Origin of the sequence: Herminiimonas arsenitoxidans (assembly GCF_900130075.1) — a bacterium.
In the GTDB taxonomy this organism is placed as follows: domain Bacteria; phylum Pseudomonadota; class Gammaproteobacteria; order Burkholderiales; family Burkholderiaceae_D; genus Oxalicibacterium; species Oxalicibacterium arsenitoxidans.
The window spans coordinates 2824771-2846958 of record NZ_LT671418.1 but is presented as its reverse complement, the minus strand read 5'-3'; the positions used below and the strand labels follow the sequence as shown (position 1 = coordinate 2846958).

At 51.7% G+C, this 22188-nt stretch carries 17 protein-coding genes; 8 read left to right on the top strand and 9 right to left on the bottom strand.

The genetic code is table 11. The features are described from left to right. Positions 1-107 precede the first annotated feature (107 nt). Positions 108-2963 carry an excinuclease ABC subunit UvrA gene (gene uvrA, locus BQ6873_RS13455; RefSeq protein WP_076593090.1) on the top strand — a complete coding sequence of 952 codons (2856 nt, stop codon included), beginning with the start codon at positions 108-110 and terminating at the stop codon, positions 2961-2963. 117 nt (positions 2964-3080) lie between these two features. Here uvrA and BQ6873_RS13450 read toward each other — a convergent pair whose 3' ends face one another. The 7 genes from BQ6873_RS13450 to BQ6873_RS13420 form a co-directional block, all read right to left on the bottom strand. Next, positions 3081-4028 carry a bifunctional helix-turn-helix transcriptional regulator/GNAT family N-acetyltransferase gene (locus BQ6873_RS13450; protein WP_076593089.1) on the bottom strand — a complete coding sequence of 316 codons (948 nt, stop codon included), beginning with the start codon at positions 4026-4028 and terminating at the stop codon, positions 3081-3083. Between the two features lie 140 nt (positions 4029-4168). After that, a complete protein-coding gene (locus tag BQ6873_RS13445) occupies positions 4169-5089 on the bottom strand; it encodes an AEC family transporter (protein ID WP_076593088.1) in 921 nt (306 codons plus the stop codon). An 86-nt stretch (positions 5090-5175) separates the two neighbouring features. Beyond that, positions 5176-6066, bottom strand: coding sequence for an alpha/beta hydrolase (locus BQ6873_RS13440; protein WP_076593087.1), 891 nt, complete (start codon positions 6064-6066; stop codon positions 5176-5178). Between the two features lie 64 nt (positions 6067-6130). After that, on the bottom strand, positions 6131-7660 hold the full coding sequence (locus tag BQ6873_RS13435; protein ID WP_076593086.1) for an ArnT family glycosyltransferase: 1530 nt from the start codon (positions 7658-7660) through the stop codon (positions 6131-6133). 10 nt (positions 7661-7670) lie between these two features. Continuing rightward, positions 7671-8048: a DMT family transporter gene (locus tag BQ6873_RS13430; RefSeq protein WP_231949342.1), complete on the bottom strand. Its 378-nt coding sequence runs from the start codon at positions 8046-8048 to the stop codon at positions 7671-7673. Next, entirely contained in the window at positions 8045-9556 is a 1512-nt protein-coding gene (locus tag BQ6873_RS13425) for a UbiA family prenyltransferase (RefSeq protein WP_076594133.1), read from the bottom strand. The genes BQ6873_RS13430 and BQ6873_RS13425 overlap by 4 nt, the downstream gene beginning before the upstream one ends. A 153-nt stretch (positions 9557-9709) precedes the next feature. Further along, positions 9710-11698 carry a monovalent cation:proton antiporter family protein gene (locus tag BQ6873_RS13420; protein WP_076593085.1) on the bottom strand — a complete coding sequence of 663 codons (1989 nt, stop codon included), beginning with the start codon at positions 11696-11698 and terminating at the stop codon, positions 9710-9712. 109 nt (positions 11699-11807) lie between these two features. On the opposite strand from BQ6873_RS13420, the gene BQ6873_RS13415 reads away from it, so the two are divergent. The 7 genes from BQ6873_RS13415 to hpf all read left to right on the top strand — a co-directional run bounded on the left by BQ6873_RS13415 (position 11808) and on the right by hpf (position 17277). Next, entirely contained in the window at positions 11808-12836 is a 1029-nt protein-coding gene (locus BQ6873_RS13415) for a KpsF/GutQ family sugar-phosphate isomerase (protein ID WP_076594132.1), read from the top strand. Continuing rightward, positions 12836-13387 carry a KdsC family phosphatase gene (locus BQ6873_RS13410; protein WP_076593084.1) on the top strand — a complete coding sequence of 184 codons (552 nt, stop codon included), beginning with the start codon at positions 12836-12838 and terminating at the stop codon, positions 13385-13387. Before BQ6873_RS13415 ends, BQ6873_RS13410 begins: the two co-directional genes overlap by 1 nt. Then, positions 13384-13977 carry an LPS export ABC transporter periplasmic protein LptC gene (gene lptC / locus BQ6873_RS13405; RefSeq protein ID WP_076593083.1) on the top strand — a complete coding sequence of 198 codons (594 nt, stop codon included), beginning with the start codon at positions 13384-13386 and terminating at the stop codon, positions 13975-13977. The genes BQ6873_RS13410 and lptC overlap by 4 nt, the downstream gene beginning before the upstream one ends. Before the next feature lie 46 nt (positions 13978-14023). After that, positions 14024-14578 carry a lipopolysaccharide transport periplasmic protein LptA gene (gene lptA, locus BQ6873_RS13400; protein ID WP_076593082.1) on the top strand — a complete coding sequence of 185 codons (555 nt, stop codon included), beginning with the start codon at positions 14024-14026 and terminating at the stop codon, positions 14576-14578. A gap of 1 nt (position 14579) precedes the next feature. Continuing rightward, positions 14580-15320 (top strand): LPS export ABC transporter ATP-binding protein, encoded by a 741-nt coding sequence (gene lptB / locus BQ6873_RS13395; protein WP_076593081.1) that lies wholly within the window; start codon positions 14580-14582, stop codon positions 15318-15320. A 21-nt stretch (positions 15321-15341) separates the two neighbouring features. Beyond that, positions 15342-16811: an RNA polymerase factor sigma-54 gene (locus BQ6873_RS13390; RefSeq protein WP_076593080.1), complete on the top strand. Its 1470-nt coding sequence runs from the start codon at positions 15342-15344 to the stop codon at positions 16809-16811. A gap of 103 nt (positions 16812-16914) precedes the next feature. Beyond that, entirely contained in the window at positions 16915-17277 is a 363-nt protein-coding gene (hpf, locus tag BQ6873_RS13385; RefSeq protein WP_076593079.1) for a ribosome hibernation-promoting factor, HPF/YfiA family, read from the top strand. 69 nt (positions 17278-17346) lie between these two features. On the opposite strand, the gene BQ6873_RS13380 is transcribed toward hpf, so the two are convergent. After that, positions 17347-18006, bottom strand: coding sequence for an energy transducer TonB (locus BQ6873_RS13380; protein WP_231949338.1), 660 nt, complete (start codon positions 18004-18006; stop codon positions 17347-17349). 98 nt (positions 18007-18104) lie between these two features. Next, positions 18105-22169, bottom strand: coding sequence for a pilus assembly protein (locus BQ6873_RS13375; protein ID WP_076593077.1), 4065 nt, complete (start codon positions 22167-22169; stop codon positions 18105-18107). Positions 22170-22188: the final 19 nt, after the last annotated feature.

The following is a 22188-nucleotide window of genomic DNA, read 5'->3' as shown; positions in this document are numbered from 1 at the left end:
ACGGCCCGCTTTAAAACCCGCTATAGTAGCAGGTTGACCCGTTTTAACCCGCTCCCGACCTTCAAAAAAGGCCGGAATCTGTCGGAAAAGCCTAGCTGAAAGAGTGAATGGACGAGATTCGTATCCGAGGTGCGCGTACGCACAACCTCAAGAACATCAATCTGGATTTGCCGCGCAACAAACTGATCGTGATTACCGGCTTGTCCGGCTCCGGCAAGTCGTCGCTCGCGTTCGATACGCTGTACGCCGAAGGTCAGCGTCGTTACGTTGAATCGCTGTCTTCGTATGCGCGCCAGTTCTTGCAACTGATGGAAAAACCCGATGTCGATTTGATCGAAGGCTTGTCGCCGGCAATTTCCATCGAGCAAAAAGCTACGTCGCACAATCCGCGCTCCACTGTCGGCACCGTCACCGAGATCCACGATTATCTACGTCTGCTGTACGCACGCGTCGGCACACCATATTGCCCCGACCATCCGGAGAATCCGCTGGCGGCACAATCGGTATCGCAAATGGTTGATGCCGTACTCGCGATGCCTGAAGACACCAAGCTGATGATCATGGCACCGGTTGTCGCCAACCGCAAAGGCGAACACGTCGATCTGTTCGAGCAAATGCAGGCGCAAGGTTTTGTCCGCTTCCGCGTGCAGAGCGGCACCGCTGCGGCAAAAACTTATGACGTCGATGATCTGCCTAAACTGAAGAAGGCAGAGAAACATACTATCGATGTCGTCATCGACCGCATCAAGGTCAAAGCCGATATCAAGCAACGTCTGGCAGAAAGTTTTGAAACCGCATTGCGCCTGGCCGAAGGCCGCGCACTGGTATTGGAAATGGATACCGGCGTCGAGCATTTGTATTCCAACAAATTCGCCTGCCCGATTTGCGGCTATGCGCTGCAAGAACTGGAACCGCGTCTGTTCTCGTTCAACAATCCTATGGGCGCGTGCCCTGAGTGCGATGGTCTCGGCCATATCGAATTCTTCGATCCGAAGCGCATCGTTGCCTTTCCTAATTTGTCACTGGCCAGCGGCGCGGTGAAAGGCTGGGATAGACGCAATCAGTTCTACTTCCAGATGCTGTCGAATCTGGCGGAGTTCTACAAATTCGATATCGACGTACCGTTTGAAAAACTGCCGGAAGCAGCACAGCAAGCAGTGCTGTTCGGCTCAGGCAAACAAAAGATTCCATTCACCTACGTCAACGAAAAAGGCCGCACCGTTATCCGCGAGCATGAGTTCGAAGGCGTCGTGAACAATCTGCAGCGTCGTTATCGCGAAACCGATTCGATGGCCGTGAAAGAAGAACTGGCCAAGTTCATCAATGAAAAAGAATGCCCTAGCTGCAACGGTGCGCGTCTGCGCGTCGAAGCACGCAACGTGCTGGTCGGCAACGGCGCACAGAAGCGCGCCATTTATGAAGTCGCGGCCACACCTTTGCGTCAGACGCTGGAATTCTTTGAAACCCTGACCTTGACCGGCGCGAAGAAAGAAATCGCCGATCGTATCGTCAAGGAAATCGTTTCACGCCTGAAGTTCTTGAATAACGTCGGCCTTGATTATCTGTCGCTGGAACGCAGTGCCGATACTTTGTCTGGTGGCGAAGCGCAACGTATTCGTCTAGCCTCACAAATCGGCTCCGGCCTGACTGGCGTCATGTACGTACTCGATGAACCGTCCATCGGTTTGCACCAGCGCGACAACGACAGACTGATCGAAACGCTCAAGCATTTGCGCGACATCGGCAACAGTGTGCTGGTCGTTGAACACGATGAAGATGCCATCCGCTGCGCCGACTATGTAGTCGATATGGGCATAGGCGCAGGCGTGCACGGTGGTGAAGTCATTGCCGAAGGTACACTGAAAGACATCCTCAAAAGCAAGACCTCGCTGACCGCACAATATCTGAACGGCACACTCGGCATTGCCGTGCCGAAGAAACGCACACCGATCAATCCGAAGAAGCAGTTTGTCATCACCGGCGCGACCGGCAACAATCTGAAAAACGTCACACTGGAATTGCCAGTCGGCTTGCTGACTTGCGTCACCGGCGTATCGGGTTCCGGCAAATCGACGCTGGTCAACGATACGCTGTACCACGCGGCGTCACGCCATCTGTACGGCTCGCAAGCAGAACCAGCAGCACATGAATCGATTAGCGGCTTTGAACATTTCGACAAAGTGATCTCTGTCGATCAAGCGCCTATCGGTCGTACTCCACGTTCCAATCCTGCGACCTACACCGGCTTGTTCACGCCTATCCGTGATTTGTTTGCGACGGTGCCGACCTCGAAAGAACGCGGCTATTCGGCTGGACGTTTCTCCTTCAACGTCAAAGGTGGTCGTTGTGAAGCCTGTCAGGGCGATGGCGTGATCAAGGTCGAGATGCACTTCTTGCCGGACGTGTATGTGCCGTGCGACGTCTGCCACGGCAATCGCTACAACCGCGAGACGCTGGAAATTCAGTACAAAGGCAAGAGCATCACCGAAGTGCTAAGCATGACGGTGGAAGAAGCGCACGTCTTCTTCAAACCGGTGCCTGTGATTGCACGCAAATTGCAAACCTTGCTGGACGTGGGCCTCGGTTATATACGCCTGGGTCAAAGCGCCACCACCTTGTCCGGCGGTGAAGCACAACGCGTCAAACTGTCGCTGGAATTATCGAAACGCGATACCGGCCGCACGCTCTACATCCTGGATGAACCAACCACTGGTTTGCATTTCCACGATATCGATTTGCTGCTGAAAGTGATTCATCGTTTGCGCGATCAAGGCAATACTGTCGTGATCATTGAACACAATCTGGACGTGATCAAAACAGCTGACTGGTTGATCGATATGGGACCGGAAGGTGGCGCAGGCGGCGGTCAGGTGATCGGCACCGGCACACCGGAAGATCTGGCGAAGAATCCAGCTAGCTTTACCGGCAAGTATCTGGCACCGTTGTTGAAGCAAAAGAAGTAAGCATCAACTGCAGGAATTGAACTCAGTCTCTATTTTTAGCTCAGCCTAAGATAGAGGCTGAGTTCATGATTTACTGATTCACAAAACTGCAAATTTCTCGCGGTGAAAATCACTATCTCAACGCACGAAACGTTGCTCGATAACCTCTTTGCCCCACTGACTGCCAGGGCGCTCCTCGACTAAAGAAAAACCGACACTTTCATACAGTGCACGCGCAGCATCCAGTCCCTGAAATGTCCATAGCTGTATCGAAGCAAAGCGCTGCCGATCACAGAATGCGACGGCTGCTTTCAGTAAAGCATGCCCCGCTCCTGCACCGCGCAAACTTTCATCCACGATGAACCAGCGCAGATGCGCCGAGTTGTTTTTCAAATCCTCGCCATCTATAGCAATCGCTCCGGCAATTCTGTCCTCGTGCAAAGCCAGCCATAAGCCATTACGCGAATTTTCCAGACGAGGAACGAACTCGGCCATGCCAGCTGCCACCTGGCTTTCGAAGAACTGACCGAAGCCGGCGCTGCGCGCATAAAAAGAAGCGTGCATCTCCGTCACTCGACCAATCACGCCAGGACGATAACCCGACTTGATCTGAAATGGCTTGACCGGCGTTACTGCCGGCTTGCCGAGACGATGTGCCTCTAGCGCTTGCGCGTAAGCGTCCATTCCCTGCCCCACCACCTTCTGCTCAGCCAGCGTCATCTGCGCCAAGGCAGTGGAGACTTGCCGCCGGCCAAACTTGTGGATCGCGGTCAACGTGCGCCGTCCCTGTGCGGTCAGCGTCAGCTGCTTCGCTCGCGCATCGTCGTTACTGACCGTTTCCTGCAATTCACCAGCTTCGACCAGCTTGCGCACCATACGGCTAATACTGGACTTCTCCAGACTCAAAAGGTCCGCCAGTTGTGCCGCCGTCAGCGCAGACTGCGCGCCGATTTCCAAAATCGCATGCACAGCCGACGGTGGATAAGGCGTAGCAGCCAGCGTCGGCTGCATAAAGCCCAGCTCACGCACTATCTTGCGCGAAGCAGTACGGATGGAATCGACGAGGAGAGAATGATCGGCAGGCATTTTTATCTTCCAAATAAAGTTGCATGATACAACTAAATTATTGTGATGGAAGATCTTTCCTGCGCCGTGTGCGAGCACGGCGTTAGCGTACTCAGGGAGATAAGCGAGAGATTTGATTAGCTAAACAAGTTCTCGCGAATTTACTTCGGCAAACCCATCCACAAACCGACAGGCACAAACACCAGTGCCGCCAGATTGCCCAGCAAGACTATCGATGCCACCTTGTCCGGCTCCTGCTTGTATTGTTCCGCCACCATGAAGCAGAACACGGCTGGCGGCAGTGAAGCGAACAAGAACATTTGTCCGCGTTGCTCTGGATTCAAAGTAAACACGTGATCCAGTACCCAGGCGATGATCAAGCCGGCAATCGGACAAACGGCAGCACCGACCAAACCGATATGCCAGCTCTTGAAGCTGACGTCCATCATGCGTACGCCAAGTGCAAACAACATCAGTGGAATGCAAGAATCGCCCAGCATCTTCATCGCGGTGAATAAAGGTGCAGGCAAAGGTATGTGCACAATCGCAAACGCCATGCCGATGATCATCGAAATCATCATTGGATTGGCGAGGAACTTCCAAGGCGAGACGTGTACGCCATTATGATCGCCACGACCACTCTCGATGATCTTGATGCCGATCGAGAAGTAAACCAGATTGCAGGCCATGAATAAAGCGACGGCAGAACCAAGCGCCGATGCGCCAAACGCCAGCATCGCCAAGGGCAAACCCATATTGCCGCAATTGTTGTACATCATGGGCGGCACAAAGCTACGCACGTCATAGCCGAACATGCGCGCCACCGGCCACGCCAGCAAACCCGAGCCCAATGAAATCAGGGCACCGGCCAGAATCAAGGTGCCGTTATGCGCCAGATCGAAATCCTTGGCCGCCAATGCAGTGAATACCAATAGCGGACACAATACATCCATGCTGACGCGATTAACCGCCGTCATATCGGATCGAACCGAGTCGCCACGCAAACGGGCATAGCCATAACCAAGCGCGATGATGATAAAGACCGGCAAGATAATGCCGAGTATGCGTTCAAATATTTCCATTGTTCTCAACTGTCCTGATCATCATGAAAAATGCCGGAAGGGATTGCTCCAACTCCGGCAACATCATCTAAAGCTTACTGCAAAATCTATTTTTCTTGTCTTGCATACTTTTCACGTCCACCGTCCGATTTGACGAACTGCTCGACATTATCCAGCAAAGGCGCCAGACCGCGTAAAGGCCAAGCCATGGTTGCGATCAAGCTGGCGTGACTCGTTTTATCGAAATACAACTCCGTCACTTCAACACCTGAGGCACGCAATTTATTCGCCATACCAGCCGTATTACGCAAGGGATTAACGACCTTGTCGTCATGCGATGCAATCAACAATGCTGGTGGTGCACTTGCCATTACATGATTGATCGGCTGTGATTCGGGTGGCGTTGCAGGATAAAAGAATACCGGCCGCACATCCAGATTTTCGATAGGAATAAAATCGTAGGGTCCGGCCAATCCGATCCAGCCGCGCAATACGCCAGTCTTCAAATCAAGTTTGCCCAACCAGCGCGGGTCCAAGGCAACCATGGCCGCGTTGTAAGCACCAGCGCTATGTCCCATGACGAATATCCGTTTGGGGTCACCGCCAAAACGATGGATATCCTTGAGTGTCCACGCGACAGCAAGTGCAGCGTCATCGATGAAATCCGGATAGCGCACTTGCGGATACAAACGGTAATCGGCCACCACTGCCACGATGCCACGCGATGCCAAGGCTTCACCGACAAACGCATAGTCGCCACGATTACCTGAATTCCAACTTCCGCCGTAGAAAAATACGATAACCGGGGCCAGTCCGCTGAGATTGTGCGGCGTATAGACATCAAGCTGCTGACGTGGATCATTGCCAAAGGCAATGTCCGCCTTCTTGTCGTAGCTGCGCGAGGTAGTCAGCGCATTGATGACCGTCAGCGGAGCGCATCCTATCAGCCCACCCAATAAGGTCGTTGCAACAAGAAAAGCCAGTGTCCTTTTTTTCATAGCCACCAGCCTTTCCTTGAGTTCAGTAAAAACTACGAGGACGACTACCTGCACACATCAAAAATTACTTAGGTCTAGGCAAATCGTAACGCTCGAGGAAACCACATCCGTAGACCGGCAAGAATGACGGTATCCGATAATATTTATCAGCAACTGTCGTCAAGATACGCTCACGATACACCTCATAGTTAAAATCCTTGCCATCCGCATACCAGAAGGTCACGCCATCCTCCTGCATAGTATGCACAGTCACAGATGAAAAGTACGGTGCCAGATCAGCAGGATTAATCGCTCGGCGATCAAACATACGAATAGTTTTACCCGCGTACTCCTTGAAGTCGACATGCAAATCGTCCTGCCGCGCATGGAACTTCCCTTGACCAAAAGTCGGCAAGTATTCGCCTGCGTGATAAGACAACAAAGCGGCTGGCGTGTAAGCACGCGCCATGATGACGCCACCCGCTGGCAAATCCTTGCGCAAAGTGGCGACTATCGTTTTCGCTTCCTTATGAAACACGATGTCGTCATGCAAGGCGTAGTCTTTCCACATCGTGATCGGCAACAGAATGATCGCGGCCAGGAATAAAAAGTGCGGCACTGAGAACCAGGCCGTCCACTTTGCATATTTGCGCAAATCTTCCGCACTACTGCAGGTGCCGATGAACAAAAACAGGAAAGGCATAAAGCCCAGCACCCAATGCAAGCCTATGGTTTTTTCCATGGACAGCAACAGGAACAAGGCAAAAGGCACCAGGAACAACACGACAATGGCACCACGCTGCGCCATCATTCCAGCCGAGCGCAAGAGCTTGATGAATATCCAAGGCGTGATCAGATAAACCATCATCAACAGATATTGACCTACCGTATACAGCGACCACTCCGCATTCTCGTTGCGATTGATCATATTGAACATCACATTGGACCAGCAGTTATGCGCGTTGAATACCACGGTAATGGCAAACAACGGTGCTGAACACAAGGCGATGATGATCAGGTTGACCCAGCCACGACGCGAGCGGCACAGATAAACAAAGTAGGCAATCGCCAGCAAGCCAGCAAAGTATTTCGACAGTAGCGCACAACCAAGGAAAATACCGGTCGCGACATACCACAAGGTTTTGCCAGACAAATTGCCGCGTATGAAGCAATAGCCGGACAGGAACATAAAGAAGATCAGCGGCGTATCTGTCGTAACAATATTCAACAGCAACGTGAATGGCAGCAGCAGGAATAAAGTGCCCAGCCAATACGCAGCACCTTCCTGATACGGAGAAATTCGGCGCAACAGATCAACCATGCCCAGCGCGATCAAACTCCACATTAAGACCGTAAAGAATCGCAGCGACAAAGGATGATCAGAAAAACTGTTCAAGACAAACAGCAACCAGCCCACCATAGGCGGATGGTCCGAATAACCCCAATCCGGAAACACGCCCCACTGATAGAAAAACGCCTCATCGCCCGTCATTGGAAAATAAGCGGCCAACCACAGCTTGATCAACAGGGTGATGGCAAATGTCCATCGAAAGACTTGCCGCGCACGTACCGGATCAGCGCCGGCGTATAGCGAACGCGTTGAGTTCAAATTCATTCCAGATTCCTTAGTTCTTTACCGACAGGATGAGTACGCCTGTAATAATCAAGGCCACGCCCAGCACTTTATAAATGCTGACCGACTCACCCAATATGAAGATTCCCGCCACTGTGGTCAGTACCACGCCGAGCGAAATCAAAGGATAAGCCATACTGACTTCCAGCTTACCCAATACCAGCAACCACAATCCTGCACTCGCGCCGAAGCACAGCATACCGCCCCAAATCAGCGGACTACTCAATGCCAGCCAAAAGATCGAACGCATATCGCTCGCCATCGCCTGCTGTATCGCTGACGATGACATGCCCATCTTCAATAGCACTTGCGCCAATGCCGTTAAGCATACGCAAAAAAATGCCAACCCCAATGCGCCAACCTGACTCATGCAATCCCCTTCAGTGTCGCCGCCCAAGCTATGCAAGCGATGATGACGGCAACTACCCAACTGGTGCGATCAGTAATCGCAAACAACAGCGGGTCATCATGAATTTCCTTGCGCGAAATTTTCAGCCACAAACGCATGATCCAGAACAGCACGACCGGCAAGATCAACCATAGCAATTCGACATGCAGATACATCGCGTCGCCAATCTGGCTATCGATATACAAGGCCAGCAACATCACCGCCACAAAACCACTGGCGATACCCATCGCAATCAAATACGGCAAATCACTGGTGCGATAACCGCGCCCAGCCAATGAGACATGTCCATCGCCACTCATGAATTCCAACTCGGCACAGCGTTTGACCAAAGCCAGACTGAGGAACATGAACAAGGAAACCGCCAACAACCAGTTGGAAATCATGACAGCGCTGACCACACCACCCGCCAGAATGCGATGCGTGTACAGCAAGGCCAGCACCAACACATCCACAATCGCCACCTGCTTCAGGCGCGCGGAATACAGCAGCGTTACCACTACATACAGCACCATCAAACTGAAGAAGAGCAGGGAAATTTCAGCCGCCAGCCACAAAGAAAGCGGCAACAGAACTGCGATCAACGCGATACCGAATGGGATCGACAAGGTCGCAGCAGCAAAAGGCCGTGCCCGCTTGCGCGGATGCGCGCGATCCGATGCCAGATCGAACAAATCGTTGACGATATAAGTCGCCGATGCGCACATGCCAAAGGCTATGAATGCCAATAAAGTGGACAGCCACCATGCGCCGATAAAATCATGCGCAGCCAATAAAGGAATGAACAGCAAGGCATTCTTGGCCCATTGATGCAGACGCAGCGCCTTGACCAGCAGACTAGATTTGAAAGGTCGTGCCGGAATGATGAGTGATGGCGCTTTCAATTGCTCCGCACGACGCACTATGCTCGACGGTGCATTGACGACAATCACTTCCGTTGCGCGTGCCCACACAGCCAGATCGGCAGAACTGTTACCTGCATAAGCAAAACCCTGTGCCCCGGCATCCTCTTCAATTGCACGCAGCTTGGCAGCAGATTTCAGATTAGTCGTTTCATCACTGCCCAATACCGCATCGAAGATGCCGAGATAATCGGCCACTTGTTGCACCAAACCGCGATCGGATGCGCTGGCCAGAATCAAGCGCCGACCAGCGACGTGTTGCTGCTGCAAATAGGCGAGCAATGTGTCGTTATATGGCAACAGCGATACATCAAGCTTGATGCGTTTGGCGATTTGCGCTTTCAGATAGCCGCGCCCTTGCAGCAGCCAAAGCACGCAGAGTAAAAGATAAAGAGGATTGCGCTTGATTAACAGCAGGACCGATTCAAACAATAAATCGGTATACGTCAGTGTGCCATCAAGATCGACATACAGCGGAACAGCATTGGCAACAGGCACGCTCGCAGAATCACGCTCGGAATCGGGCGCATCAAATAAGGAACGGGAGGAATTACCAAGGGAAACGCTCAAATCACCACCTGAAAACAAGAGAAATATTCAATCTCGGGAAAACCACATATTGCCGGATCAGCATCACTCTGTCCGCCCACGGCCATCAAGGCGCATTGCGGGTTGGCAATTTTCCGTCTTCAGATGCAGACCGTCAACCACAACCGGCGCTCTTCAGGATTTCAAGAGACGGCTTTCAGCCCGCGCCAGCTCTTCTGCCGCACCGCGCAAGACGATGGTATCGCCTGCCATCAGGATCATTTCTGGCGTCACATCCACACGACCTTTGCCACGTCGCACCGCCGTCACTTCGACATCCAGTTCTTCCAGCTTCAAATCAGCGAGCATTTTACCCACTGCCTTGACGCTGTCGGTCAATACCACTGAATGCAGACGCACCTGCAAATGCTCGGATGCGTCCGAGACATCACTACTACCGTGAAAGAAGCCGCGCAAAGTTGCGTAACGCTCAGTCCGCGCTGCTTGCACGCGATGCACCACACGGCGCAAAGGCACGCCCAGCGTCAACATCGCATGCGAAGCCAGCATCAGGCTGCCTTCCAGCGCTTCCGGCACCACTTCGGTCGCACCTGCCGCACGCAATTTATCCAGATCCGTATCGTCGTAGCTACGCACAATCACCGGCAGGTTCGGTGCCAAATCATGCATGTGATGCAATACTTTTAACGCTGACGGCGTGCTGGCATAGGTCACCACCAAGGCGGCAGCACGATTGATACCTGCTGCGACCAGACTTTCACGCCGACCAGCATCACCGTAAGACACATTGGCACCAGCCGCCTGCGCCTCACTGACGCGGTCGGGATCAAGATCCAGCGCCTGATAAGTAATGCCTTCTGCTTCCAGTAATTTGGCCAGACTTTGGCCGCTGCGACCGAAACCGGCAATGATCACGTGCTGCTGCGTCGCCATCGTACGGGTCGCAATCTGCGTCAAGGCCAGCGATTGCACCATCCATTCATTGGCCGACAGCTTCATCACAATCGCATCGGATTTGGCGATGATGATGGGAGCCGCCAGCATAGACAACACCATGGATGCCAGTATCAACTGAATAATCAGCGGCTCCACCAGATCCAAGCCTCCGACCTGATTCAACAAGACGAAACCGAATTCACCGGCCTGCGCCAGTATCAAACCCGTCCGCAATGCCACACCAACCGGCGCTCCGAAACATCTGGCCAGCAAAGCGATCAGTCCGAATTTCAACAACACCGCGCCACTCAGCAAGAGCAGCACCAGCCACCAATACTCAATTACCAGACGCACATTCAGCAACATGCCGATAGTGATAAAGAACAAACCCAACAGCACATCGCGGAAGGATTTGATGTCTTCCTCGACCTGATGCTTGTATTCAGTTTCGGAAATCAGCATGCCGGCAACAAATGCGCCCAAAGCCAGCGACAAACCCGCCATTTCCGTAATCCACGCAGCGCCCAGCGTAATCAGCAACAGATTCAGCATGAACAGTTCTTGCGAGCGGCGTTTGACCACAATGCGGAACCAGCTGCGTATCAATTTATGGCCAATAAACAACAGCAGGAACAAGACTATCGCAGCCTTCAGCGTCGCCCACAGCAAGGTGGTCATCAGATCGCCTTGCGGATTAGCTAGCGCTGGAATCAAAATCAGCAAAGGTACGACCGCCAAATCCTGAAACAGCAAGATACCGATGATGCGCCGCCCATGCTGACTCTCCAGCTCCAAGCGCTCGGTCAACAGTTTGGACACTATCGCCGTTGACGACATTGCCAGCGCGCCGCCTATCGCCAACGCCGCCTGCCAGCTAATGCCGCTCAGGCGTGTCGATAGATGCGCCACCAGCCAGCCGAACACCATGGTCGCCGCTATCGTCAGCAGCACTTGCGCCATGCCCAGACCGAACACCGTCCGTCGCATCGATAAGAGTTTGGGTAGAGAAAATTCCAGCCCGATGGAGAACATCAAGAACACGACGCCGAACTCGCCCAAAGCATGCGTGGTGGCATTATCTTCCGCCCACCCCAGCGTGTGTGGCCCGATCACGATGCCGACGACCAAATAACCCAACATGGGTGGCAGATGCATCATGCGGAAGGCAACCACGCCCAATACCGCAGCCGCAAGCAAGAGGAGCGTAAGTTCTAGAGGGGACAGCATTCTGTGGAGTCGGCCGAAGTAAGGTGGTAAAGCAACGAAGAACTATCAAACCACATTTTTGTTACGTCTGGCAGGTTTTTTGCTTTGCGAATTCGTTTATACTTTCGGCATGAGTGTATCCCATGCCCCAAACCCGCCGGCAACTTTTGATGCCCAAAGCACTGCGCGCGCCTTGCAATTTGCATGCGACACGCTGCAAATCGAAGCGGACGCCATCCTTGCACTAAAAGAGCGCATCACCAACAAGACCAATACACAGTTCATCCAGGCATTGACTCTGTTGCTGAACTGCAAAGGTAGAGTGGTGGTATCCGGCATAGGCAAATCCGGCCATATCGCACGCAAAATCGCATCGACTCTGGCCTCGACTGGCACGCCGGCCTTTTTCGTCCATGCAGCAGAAGCCTCGCACGGTGACCTCGGCATGATTACCGCCGATGATGTCTTGATCGGAATTTCTTATTCCGGCGAAGCTGGTGAATTGCTCGGCATCGTGCCCACGATCAAACGTATGGGCGCACACCTGATCACCATCACCGGCAATGACGCATCCAATCTGGCGATGCAAGCTGATGTGCATTTGAACGTCCATATCGACAAAGAAGCCTGCCCGCTCAACCTCGCACCTACCGCCAGCACGACGGCGACTCTCGCACTGGGCGATGCCCTCGCGGTCGCCTTGCTGGATGCACGCGGCTTCGGCGAAGAAGATTTCGCCCGCTCGCATCCAGGTGGCGCATTAGGTCGTCGCTTGTTGACGCACGTACGTGATGTGATGCGTACCGGCGACGCAGTACCTACCGTCGCAGCCGATGCCACGCTATATGCAGCCCTGCTGGAAAGCAGCAAAAAGGGCATGGCGATGACTGCCGTCGTAGATAAAGACGGCCACGCCATCGGCGTCTTCACCGATGGCGACTTGCGCCGCCTGATCGAAACCCAGCAGGATTTCTCCAAACTATCGATAGCAGAAGTTATGCACGCCCATCCGCGCAGCGTTCATCCAGAACAGCTCGCAGTGGACGCCGTCGATATGATGGAAGAATTCCGCATTAATCAATTGCTGGTGACCGATGCCAACGGCAAGCTGGTCGGCGCCTTACACATTCACGATCTGACTCGCGCGAAAGTAATCTGATGATAGCGCCCGCAGATACCGTCGCTGACTCTACCGCCACAGCCCGCGCAGCAAATGTGCGACTAATGATTTTTGATGTCGATGGCATTCTGACTGACGGCAGCCTGCATTTCGGCCCTGAAGGCGAAGTCACCAAAACATTCAATGTGCTCGATGGCCACGGCATCAAACTGCTGCAGCAATCGGGTGTAGCCACCGCCATCATCAGCGCGCGCCAATCGCCCATCGTATTGCGACGCGCCACCGATCTTGGCATACATCACGTATTCCAGGGCATACACGACAAACGCAGCGCGTTCGAGCAGTTGCTGGCTCAAACCAAAATGACCGCAGATGTCTGCGGCTTCATCGGCGACGATGTAATTGATCTGCCTATCTTGTTGCGTGTCGGCTTTGCCGCCAGCGTACCGAATGCACATGCTGAAGTACGCTCGCGCGTGCATTACGTCACACAAGCCAGCGGCGGCCGCGGCGCGGCGCGTGAACTGTGCGACTTTATCCTGCGCGCGCAAGGCAACTACGAGGCGGCGCTCGCGCCGTATCTTGCATGAGACGCCCCACCAATAGCGTACGCATCATCGTGCTGCTTGCACTCAGCGCTGCATTAGCGCTGGGCAGCTTTTGGTTAGTAGAAGTCATGCGCAGACAAACCGAAGATACGCTGCCAGCCAAACCGCGTAGCGATCCGGACTTCTATGTCGAGAAATTCAATTTCGTGCAAATGGGCAAAGACGGCGAAGCCCGCTACAACCTGACTGGAAGCGAGATGAAGCATTACCCTCTCGACGATTCCTATCAGATACAAAATCCGATCATGCACAGCTTCAGCAAGGACAAGCCTGCGATGGTCAGCCGTTCGCTGCGCGCAACCCTGCTCAACGCAAACAATGAAGTACACATGTACGATAACGTACTCATAGATCGTCCTGCATCTGCCACTTCACAACATTTTCAACTCAAGACTTCGTATTTGTTATTGCTACCGGACGAAGACATCATGAAAACACCAAAACCGGTAGAGCTAAAACTCGGCACCTCAGTCCTGACTGGCACTGGCATGTTTGCCAATAATGCAACCGGTGAGTTTCGTTTATCCAGTAACGTAAATGGTTTGTATCAGGCAGCAACGCGCCACAATTGAGCGCGCGATTCGACCTTTACTCGACGCATTCTTTTAGAGAATTCTCATGAAACGATTACTATCCGCACTGCTGCTTATCGCTGGCGTCAGCACCGCTCTCGGTTCGTACGCCGAAAAGGCTGATGCGACCAAGCCGACCAACGTCGAAGCCAATCAAATGGAATACGACGACGTCAAGCAGATCAATACCTTCACCGGCAACGTCGTTCTGACGCGCGGCACTATCTTGATGAAGGCCAACAAAATGGTCGTGAAACAAGATCCTGCCGGCTATCAGTTCATCACGCTGTACGCGCCACCTGGTGGCTTGGCAACTTTTCGCCAGAAACGCGATGGCGGTCCGGATCAATGGATAGATGGTCAAGCCGAACGCATCGAGTATGACGACAAGGCCGAGATCATGAAGCTGTTTTCCAAGGCACGCATGCGTCGCCTGGAAAATGGCAAACCGACGGATGAAGTCGAAGGCGAGTTCATTTCCTACGATACCCGCGCTGAATTCTTCACCGTCAATAACACTGCATCCGGCGACAGCAAACAAGGCGCCGGACGCATCAAGGCCGTGATCCAGCCACGCGCCGCTGATACAAAGGCAAAATAAGATGTCGAGCAAGCTGATTGTTAACGGACTGCAAAAAAGCTATGGCGCGCGCCAGGTTGTGCGCGATGTCGCCTTGCAAGTTGAAAGCGGCGAAGTCGTTGGTCTACTCGGCCCGAATGGTGCCGGCAAAACCACATCGTTTTACATGATCGTCGGATTGGTACCATCCGATGCCGGCCGCATTGAACTGGATGGTGTCGACATCTCGCGCCTGCCTATCCACAAACGCGCGCAACTCGGCTTGTCTTATCTGCCGCAGGAAGCATCGGTATTCCGCAAGTTGAGCGTCGAAGACAATATACGCGCAGTACTCGAATTGCAACGCCCCAATGGCAAAGCATTAAACAGCTCGCAAATTGAAGAGCGCCTCGACACACTGCTGGCTGATCTGCAAATTGAAAAGCTGCGCGAAAATCAGGCACTGTCCTTATCAGGTGGCGAACGCCGTCGCGTTGAAATCGCACGTGCACTGGCAACCAATCCACGCTTCGTGCTACTCGACGAACCGTTTGCCGGCGTCGATCCGATCGCCGTGATTGAAATTCAACGTATCGTGCGCTTCCTGAAGGAACGTGGCATCGGCGTACTCATCACTGATCACAATGTGCGCGAAACATTGGGTATCTGTGATCGCGCTTACATCATTAACCAGGGCGCAGTATTGGCCAGTGGACGACCTGACGACATCATTGCCAACGAATCGGTGCGTCGCGTCTACCTGGGCGAACACTTCCGCATGTAAGCGCGGAAGAGAAAAAAGTCTATGAAGCAATCCCTGCAATTACGAGTCTCGCAACATCTGGCCTTAACGCCACAACTACAACAATCGATACGCTTGTTGCAGTTGTCGACTCTTGAATTGCATCAGGAACTGGAACAGATCCTGGCCGACAATCCGATGCTGGAGCGTACCGATGATCCGCTCGATCATGCGATACGCTTGCTGGCTGACGGTGCCATCGGTGCAAACGGCACCACACCGGAAGGCGCCAGCGTCGAAGCCAACGCCCAAACGCCCGAGAGTGAAACAACATTCGACGCACCCGATTTACCAGAAGCTTCCAGCGCTGAAAGCGAATGGAGCTTTGACGATGTCGCACGCACATCGAAGGCACCGGAAGATGACGACGCCCGTCCGCAACTGGAAGCGCACGAGACCACACTGCGCGAACACTTGCTGGAACAGATGCGCGTCACCGTACGCGAACGACGCGACCGCGCCTTGCTTGAACTCATCATCGATGCACTGAACGACAACGGCTATCTGGAAGAAGAGCTGGAAGAAATTCACGCACGCCTGCCAGAAGAACTAGAGATCGAACTGGAAGAATTGCAGATCGCCTTGAATCTGCTGCAAAGCTTCGATCCAGCCGGCGTCGGTGCGCGCAATGCTTCTGAATGTCTTGCATTGCAAATCAAGCGCTTCCCGAAAGTGGCGATGGTGACGCGCCGCATGGCACTCGCCATTGTGGAAAATCATCTCCCCCTATTTGCGCAACGCGACTTCAACAAGCTGCGCAAGGCACTCGATTGCGACGATGAAGATCTGCGCGAAGCACAAGTCATCATCAAGCAATGCAATCCGCACCCAGGTTCGATCTTCGCCACCGATACATCGGATTATGTGGTGCCGGACGTCATCGTCAAACGCACGCGCAATGGCTGGCAAGTCATGCTCAATCACGACGTCATGCCGCGCCTGCGCGTTAATAGCATGTATGCCAACATTTTGAAGCAAAGCAAGGGCGAAGGATCGCTTGGTTCCCAGCTGCAAGAGGCTAAATGGCTAATCAAAAACATGCGCCAGCGCTTCGACACCATCCTTCGTGTCGCACAGGCAATTGTAGAGCGGCAAAAAAACTTTTTTTCACATGGTGCAGTTGCCATGCGACCGCTTGTTTTACGTGAAATAGCTGATACACTGGGTTTACACGAGAGTACTATTTCACGTGTAACCACCCAGAAGTACATGCTCACCCCACACGGGATGTTCGAATTGAAATATTTTTTCGGCAGCCATGTCGCAACAGAAGCTGGTGGCGAAGCGTCATCAACTGCGATACGGGCACTGATCAAACAATTGATAGGAGCCGAAGACCCGAAAATTCCATTCTCTGATAGCAAGATTGCCGACATGCTGGCAGAACAAGGCATGGTGGTAGCAAGACGGACCGTCGCAAAATATCGTGAAGCCTTGAAGATTCCACCGGTCAATCTGCGCAAGTCGTTGTAGATATCGTCCTGAGTAGTTTTTTGTTGTTATACGTTGCTGTGTTCAGCGTAGTCAGATAACAAGACGCGCCCGAACCTCCAGTGATCTGCCATAGGAGCACTGTATGAATCTCACAATCAGTGGACATCACCTCGAATTAACCCCCGCCATCCGCGAATATGTACAAGGTAAATTGGAGCGCATCAAACGTCATTTTGATCACGTTATCGATATCGCAGTCATCCTGACTGTAGACAATCTTCCCGAAAAAGAAAAACGCCAAAAAGCAGAAATAAACTTGCGCGTGAGAGGCAAGGATCTGCATGCGGAAAGCATCGCAGATAATTTATACGCTGCCATCGATACGCTGATCGACAAACTCGATCGCCAAGTGATCAAATATAAAACCAAGCAACAAGACCATCAACACGAAGCGATCAAACGATTGCCGGATGAGTCCGATGTTGTTGCACCCTCAGGTGCATAGATAGACCGAGCAAATCGGTCAGATGAAATGAAGGGCGCAGTTTGCGCCCTTTTTTACGTACATCGTCGACTATTTGATACTTTCTAATATCGGTTTATCTGCGCCTTCCAATATGACTTCAATTTTCAATTGGCTTTTGACAGGGACCTCATTAATTTTCCCAGGTGAAAATTTGATTTTGGCAAACGCATCACGTACTAAATCTTGAGTTTGAGCGGAGAGGACAGAATTTTCTATAGCAACCTGATCAATATCGCCGTACTCATTTATCAGTAATCGCAGTATTGCAACTTGCGACAAGCCATTTGGCAAAAAGAAAGCTAGATCAGGTGAAATATCCAGCAAAACATTAGGCCTCTCAGTTAACTCATTTACTTGAAAATAATACGGCTCAGGCAACGTCACAATAGGTGAGGTAGAAAGCTCTTCGCTCTGTTTCCCCACAATCATTTGAAGTGATTTACTAAACCCGTCCATAGATTTCACGGAATATTCTTCGTTCTCTACAGGCATCGACTTTGCGAGATCTACTGTCGCACTTGTTTGCCCCAAGTCGACAACTACTAGCTGCTGGCGCTTGACCCCGCCATCAACCATTTCCATATCTGTCCACGTTGGCACTCCCGTATCTCGCTGATACGCAGCGCTTTCCTCAGTGATAGATGCACCATTAGCGAGGATAAAACCAGCTCCAAGATGAGCTGTTATCGACAATAGCAATGCCAACAAATGAGGAGACTGGTTTTGCAAAATTTATATGAAAAATTATCTCTAAGTCATACTCAGGATGATGAAATAACACATTCATTCCATCATCCAACTTGCTGCTATTGAGTACTTAATACACGCCACGAAACCCGTCTCGTCCCAGCATTAGGTGGGGGTGGAATAGGTGGAGTCTTACTCTCTCCTCCGGCAAGATCTGTGCTATTTGGATCCGAATTAATCGCCGTCCCTGATGTCCTGATCAAAACTCTAACTGTACCGTCAGACAACACGATCACTACTGGCCTTGTGACAAGACCGGATCCAAGACTTATACCGCTGACGTTGTTTGCGCCGAAGACAGGGCCGCCGGTTAGATAATCCAGTGAATAAAGGAAACTGGCCGCAGTACCGGTTTCCACTCCACATGCATTGGCATTAGACGCCTGTGGCGTGATCGTCGTAAAGAGAAGCGCGCCTAACGCCAACGAGGGATCACCACTAACACGCTCCCCCCCAGTCAAGAAATCAACATACCAACCATTTTTGGTACTCCAATCCATTGGATTATTGCTACTTGTTCGCACTACTTGATTCGGAGTACAAATCGAGGTCGATGTTCCCGCAGGACAAGTCGTGTCAGTAAATGTTTGTTGGACGAAATTATTACCAGCAGTGCGCGGATTATCGTACGTTGTTGCATCCAAATTGTCTTTGATTGCATAGAAGGACTGCGTACGGCTATCACTAACATCCGTCGTACCCAGATAGCGGCCAGTACCAACAAACACTACCGGCTTGCTATTGATAGTAGACTTTACTGGTTGAACTGTAATTGGTTGTGCATTGCCCGCGGCATCAGTCAAGTTCACTAGCAACTGCGCATCGTACCCTGCGGCACCAATATCACCATTAATATCAAACCGCCATAGATTACCGGCAGCGTCCCCGCCATAAGCTGCTCTTGCAGTGTTGTTGGTCATGGACTCAAGCACATGAGCACTAACACGAGCAAGCCCGCTCGGGGATGCCGCGCTTCCCGCGTTCGTAGCAATACTTCTTATGACTGCACCAGTATTGGCGTTAAGTACGTACAAACGCCCCTTGCCAACATCTGCCGTGACACTACTATCTATATTGTTATAGCCGGAACTGACTAGCACCACCCATGTACCATCTTCCAATTTGGTGATTGTTGGATTGCCGTAGGTATAGCCAAGATTAGTATCGGTAAACTCCCACAATAACGTTGGTGTAGTTGGATCAGTGATATCCAACGCGTAATAGCCTTTGCCACCACGATTCAAGCCCCCAACCAAAATGGTTTTCCATTGCGCGGCTGTACATGTTGAAGTTGGCGCATTCGGACAAATATCACCCGTCTCAGGAGAATTGTCGACGTAATACTGATGTTTGCTTGAGTCCGCCGAATAGCTTTTATCTGCAATCTTGTATAGATTCGGCAGCACCATGCTCGGAATATACGCCCATGACTCCTGACCGGTTGCAGCGTCAAATGCATGCAGCATGCCATCATTGGCACCAACATAAACCTTGCCGCTGCGCGGTGCCATTAACGTTTTGAACGCGCTGTAATTTGTATCACTGTAGTTAAACAAAGGAGTTTGCACGTATCTTGCCTCGGAAGATACGATGTCCCCCAAAACGTGAGTACGCTTGCGGAAATACGTACCTTCGTTGCTACGATCACCACGTAAATAGTTAACAAGTGCGGCCCCTGAGGCAGCTGTTTGATCTGCTGCAGTCAAACAGGTAGCGCCTTGCAAAGAGGTACCGCCAGCGGGAGAGCAAAATTGCGAGAGCCCTGCTGTAGCAGAAGCGTAAGTGATGGCGGGTGTTGTGAAATAGCTTTGTTGCGCAGTGGACAAGCTACCGCTGCCACTATCAGTCCACTGAAAAGGGATTAAGCCGCTTGCACCTTTGGTGTAAATGGTACGAGTACTTAAAGGTACTATCGGAACCTTGGGCGTCGCTGTTTCATCAACATTGACTACCGTTGTGTTGTTGGCGTCGACACTCGCGCTATTAAACGTTGCACCGGAAACGTAGGCACTGTTGACCGTATAGCACTTATCCGCATTTCTAAATCCATTTCCAACGATGTAACTAGTATTGGCCGTCCAAGCTGTAGTCGCACAATCAAGCAGTCTCATCGCTGACCAATTTTGCGCAGTCAAATCTCCGGATGGAGTAATCTGCTGGCGGATAAGTTCGCCATACCACTCTACGGATTTATATGAGGAACTAAAAACGTAATTATCAGTTGCGCTCACATTTGGATTACTACTGGCAGCTGCCGCCGCAGTTCCGGGGCGGGGTGTATTAATGATCGTTGATAATGCGCTAAGCAAACCGCTGGATAGCAAATCCGGAGTAGTCGCACTGAAATAAGTTCCACGTCCATTCACTGCGGCGTGCCACAAGTCATCGACGTTCTCAATCAAGCCTTCGTCATTATTACTGATGCCAGGAACCGGCCAATTACACGAGCCACTCGATTGCCAGGAACAAATACCAGAAGCAGCGGTGGTCCCCAATGCTACTGATGCAAAGTCACCGCTTGTATCGGTTTTATAAGTCGGCGAATAAACCATTCTGCCTCGTACGCCCAAGCCCACTGTAAAAGTCGTCATATGCTGGGTAGTCGCCGTATCCAAACCATTTGACGGTACGTTATCTGGACAAAGTTTATTGGCCGTCGTGGCTGGTGCAATAATCGGTCCGGTACAAGTTCCCGTAGCATCTGCACCACCAGCATCAGCATTGCGTAAATCAGTATTGTAGTAATAAGCCGCTACGTCAGCCAGCGTATCGGAAGCACCGCCGGAGCTGGATACTGTTCGGCAATCCCTTGCCGTTGCAACCGTATAGTTAGGTGTGACGGATCTTGGTACAGCGGTACACGAACTACCCGCAGTCACATTCCCCCATGATGTCCAATTCGTATATTGACATTGAGTGCTATTCGAAACCTCACACGAAGCAGCGTTGACCCAATCTCCCCAGTTTCGTCCTGACTTGGTACTTTTCTGCAGTGTACTAGTTCGAGTTTGAACTTGTGCCGCCCCACCATCATAATAAGGACGAGACATACTCACGTCCTGATTGGCAACTGCAGTACTGCCGTCCAACTTATAACCACTACCCGTATTCCAGAAACCATCTGTAGAAAGAATCGTGTAATTCTGCTGGCAAGAATATTGCAAAGGGTCCGTTACCGTCACGCCATTTCTTGAAGTGAGTTTCCCCGCGTACATACGGCCAGCATCAGCAAGTGCACTCCGAAGCGGCGTACTACCGCTTGCCTTGCTGACATAAAGCGATTCATACCAAGCCGCTTTACTTGTACTGTTGAAGTCTGCGATATTAAGAAAATCTTTGGTTCCAGTGGCGTCATTAATCGTCATGAAGCCAACACGAAATCTGTCATCAATATTCTTGAATGCCAAGCCCGATGCACTCTTCATCATCATCATGCGGGAACGATAGTAGCTGTACCAGTTGGCAAAATTTTGTCGCTCATCAGCACCACCAGGGCCAGAAGTTGAACTAACCGTAACCTTGGTGAATACAGTATTTCCTGGGGCCACACCATTAGCACTACTGCACTCTTTGGAAAAAGTGCTAGTAGTGTTGTAATAATTTTTCTGACTTTCCGCAGTCTGTGAACCCGAATAAGCAAAATAATAAGCGGGCACGCCAGAGCTATCACCTTTAGTACTGGTACTACCACTGGCATTGGTTTCCGCTTTAAAATTTGTGCTCAAATTTCTGCTACCAGCGGCAGTGTTATATCCATCCAACCAGGCATCTGTAAATGTGGCGTTATCGTAATTTGTGCCATCAGCCTTTACCGGCACCTTATAGTTAATAGCTGGATTGTAATAAACACCATTACATTGACTACTGCGATATCCGTAATAACCGTAAGTAAAAGGTACTGCACTCCCCGCATCTCCGCTATCGTCAGGCATGTGCAACCAATCCATACTCCCCGAATTATCAAGAATGAACATGATATTGGGCTTCACGTCCGTTGAAGAACGGGCTGAGTATGTGTTCAACGGCTCGGTAGAAATATCTGTCAACGCCGCATGTGCGGTGACGACACAAGTCAAAGCCACTAGTAGGACGCTGGCTTGTCTGAACAAATGATTAGCTTTCATGGTAATTCCCTGGATCTGA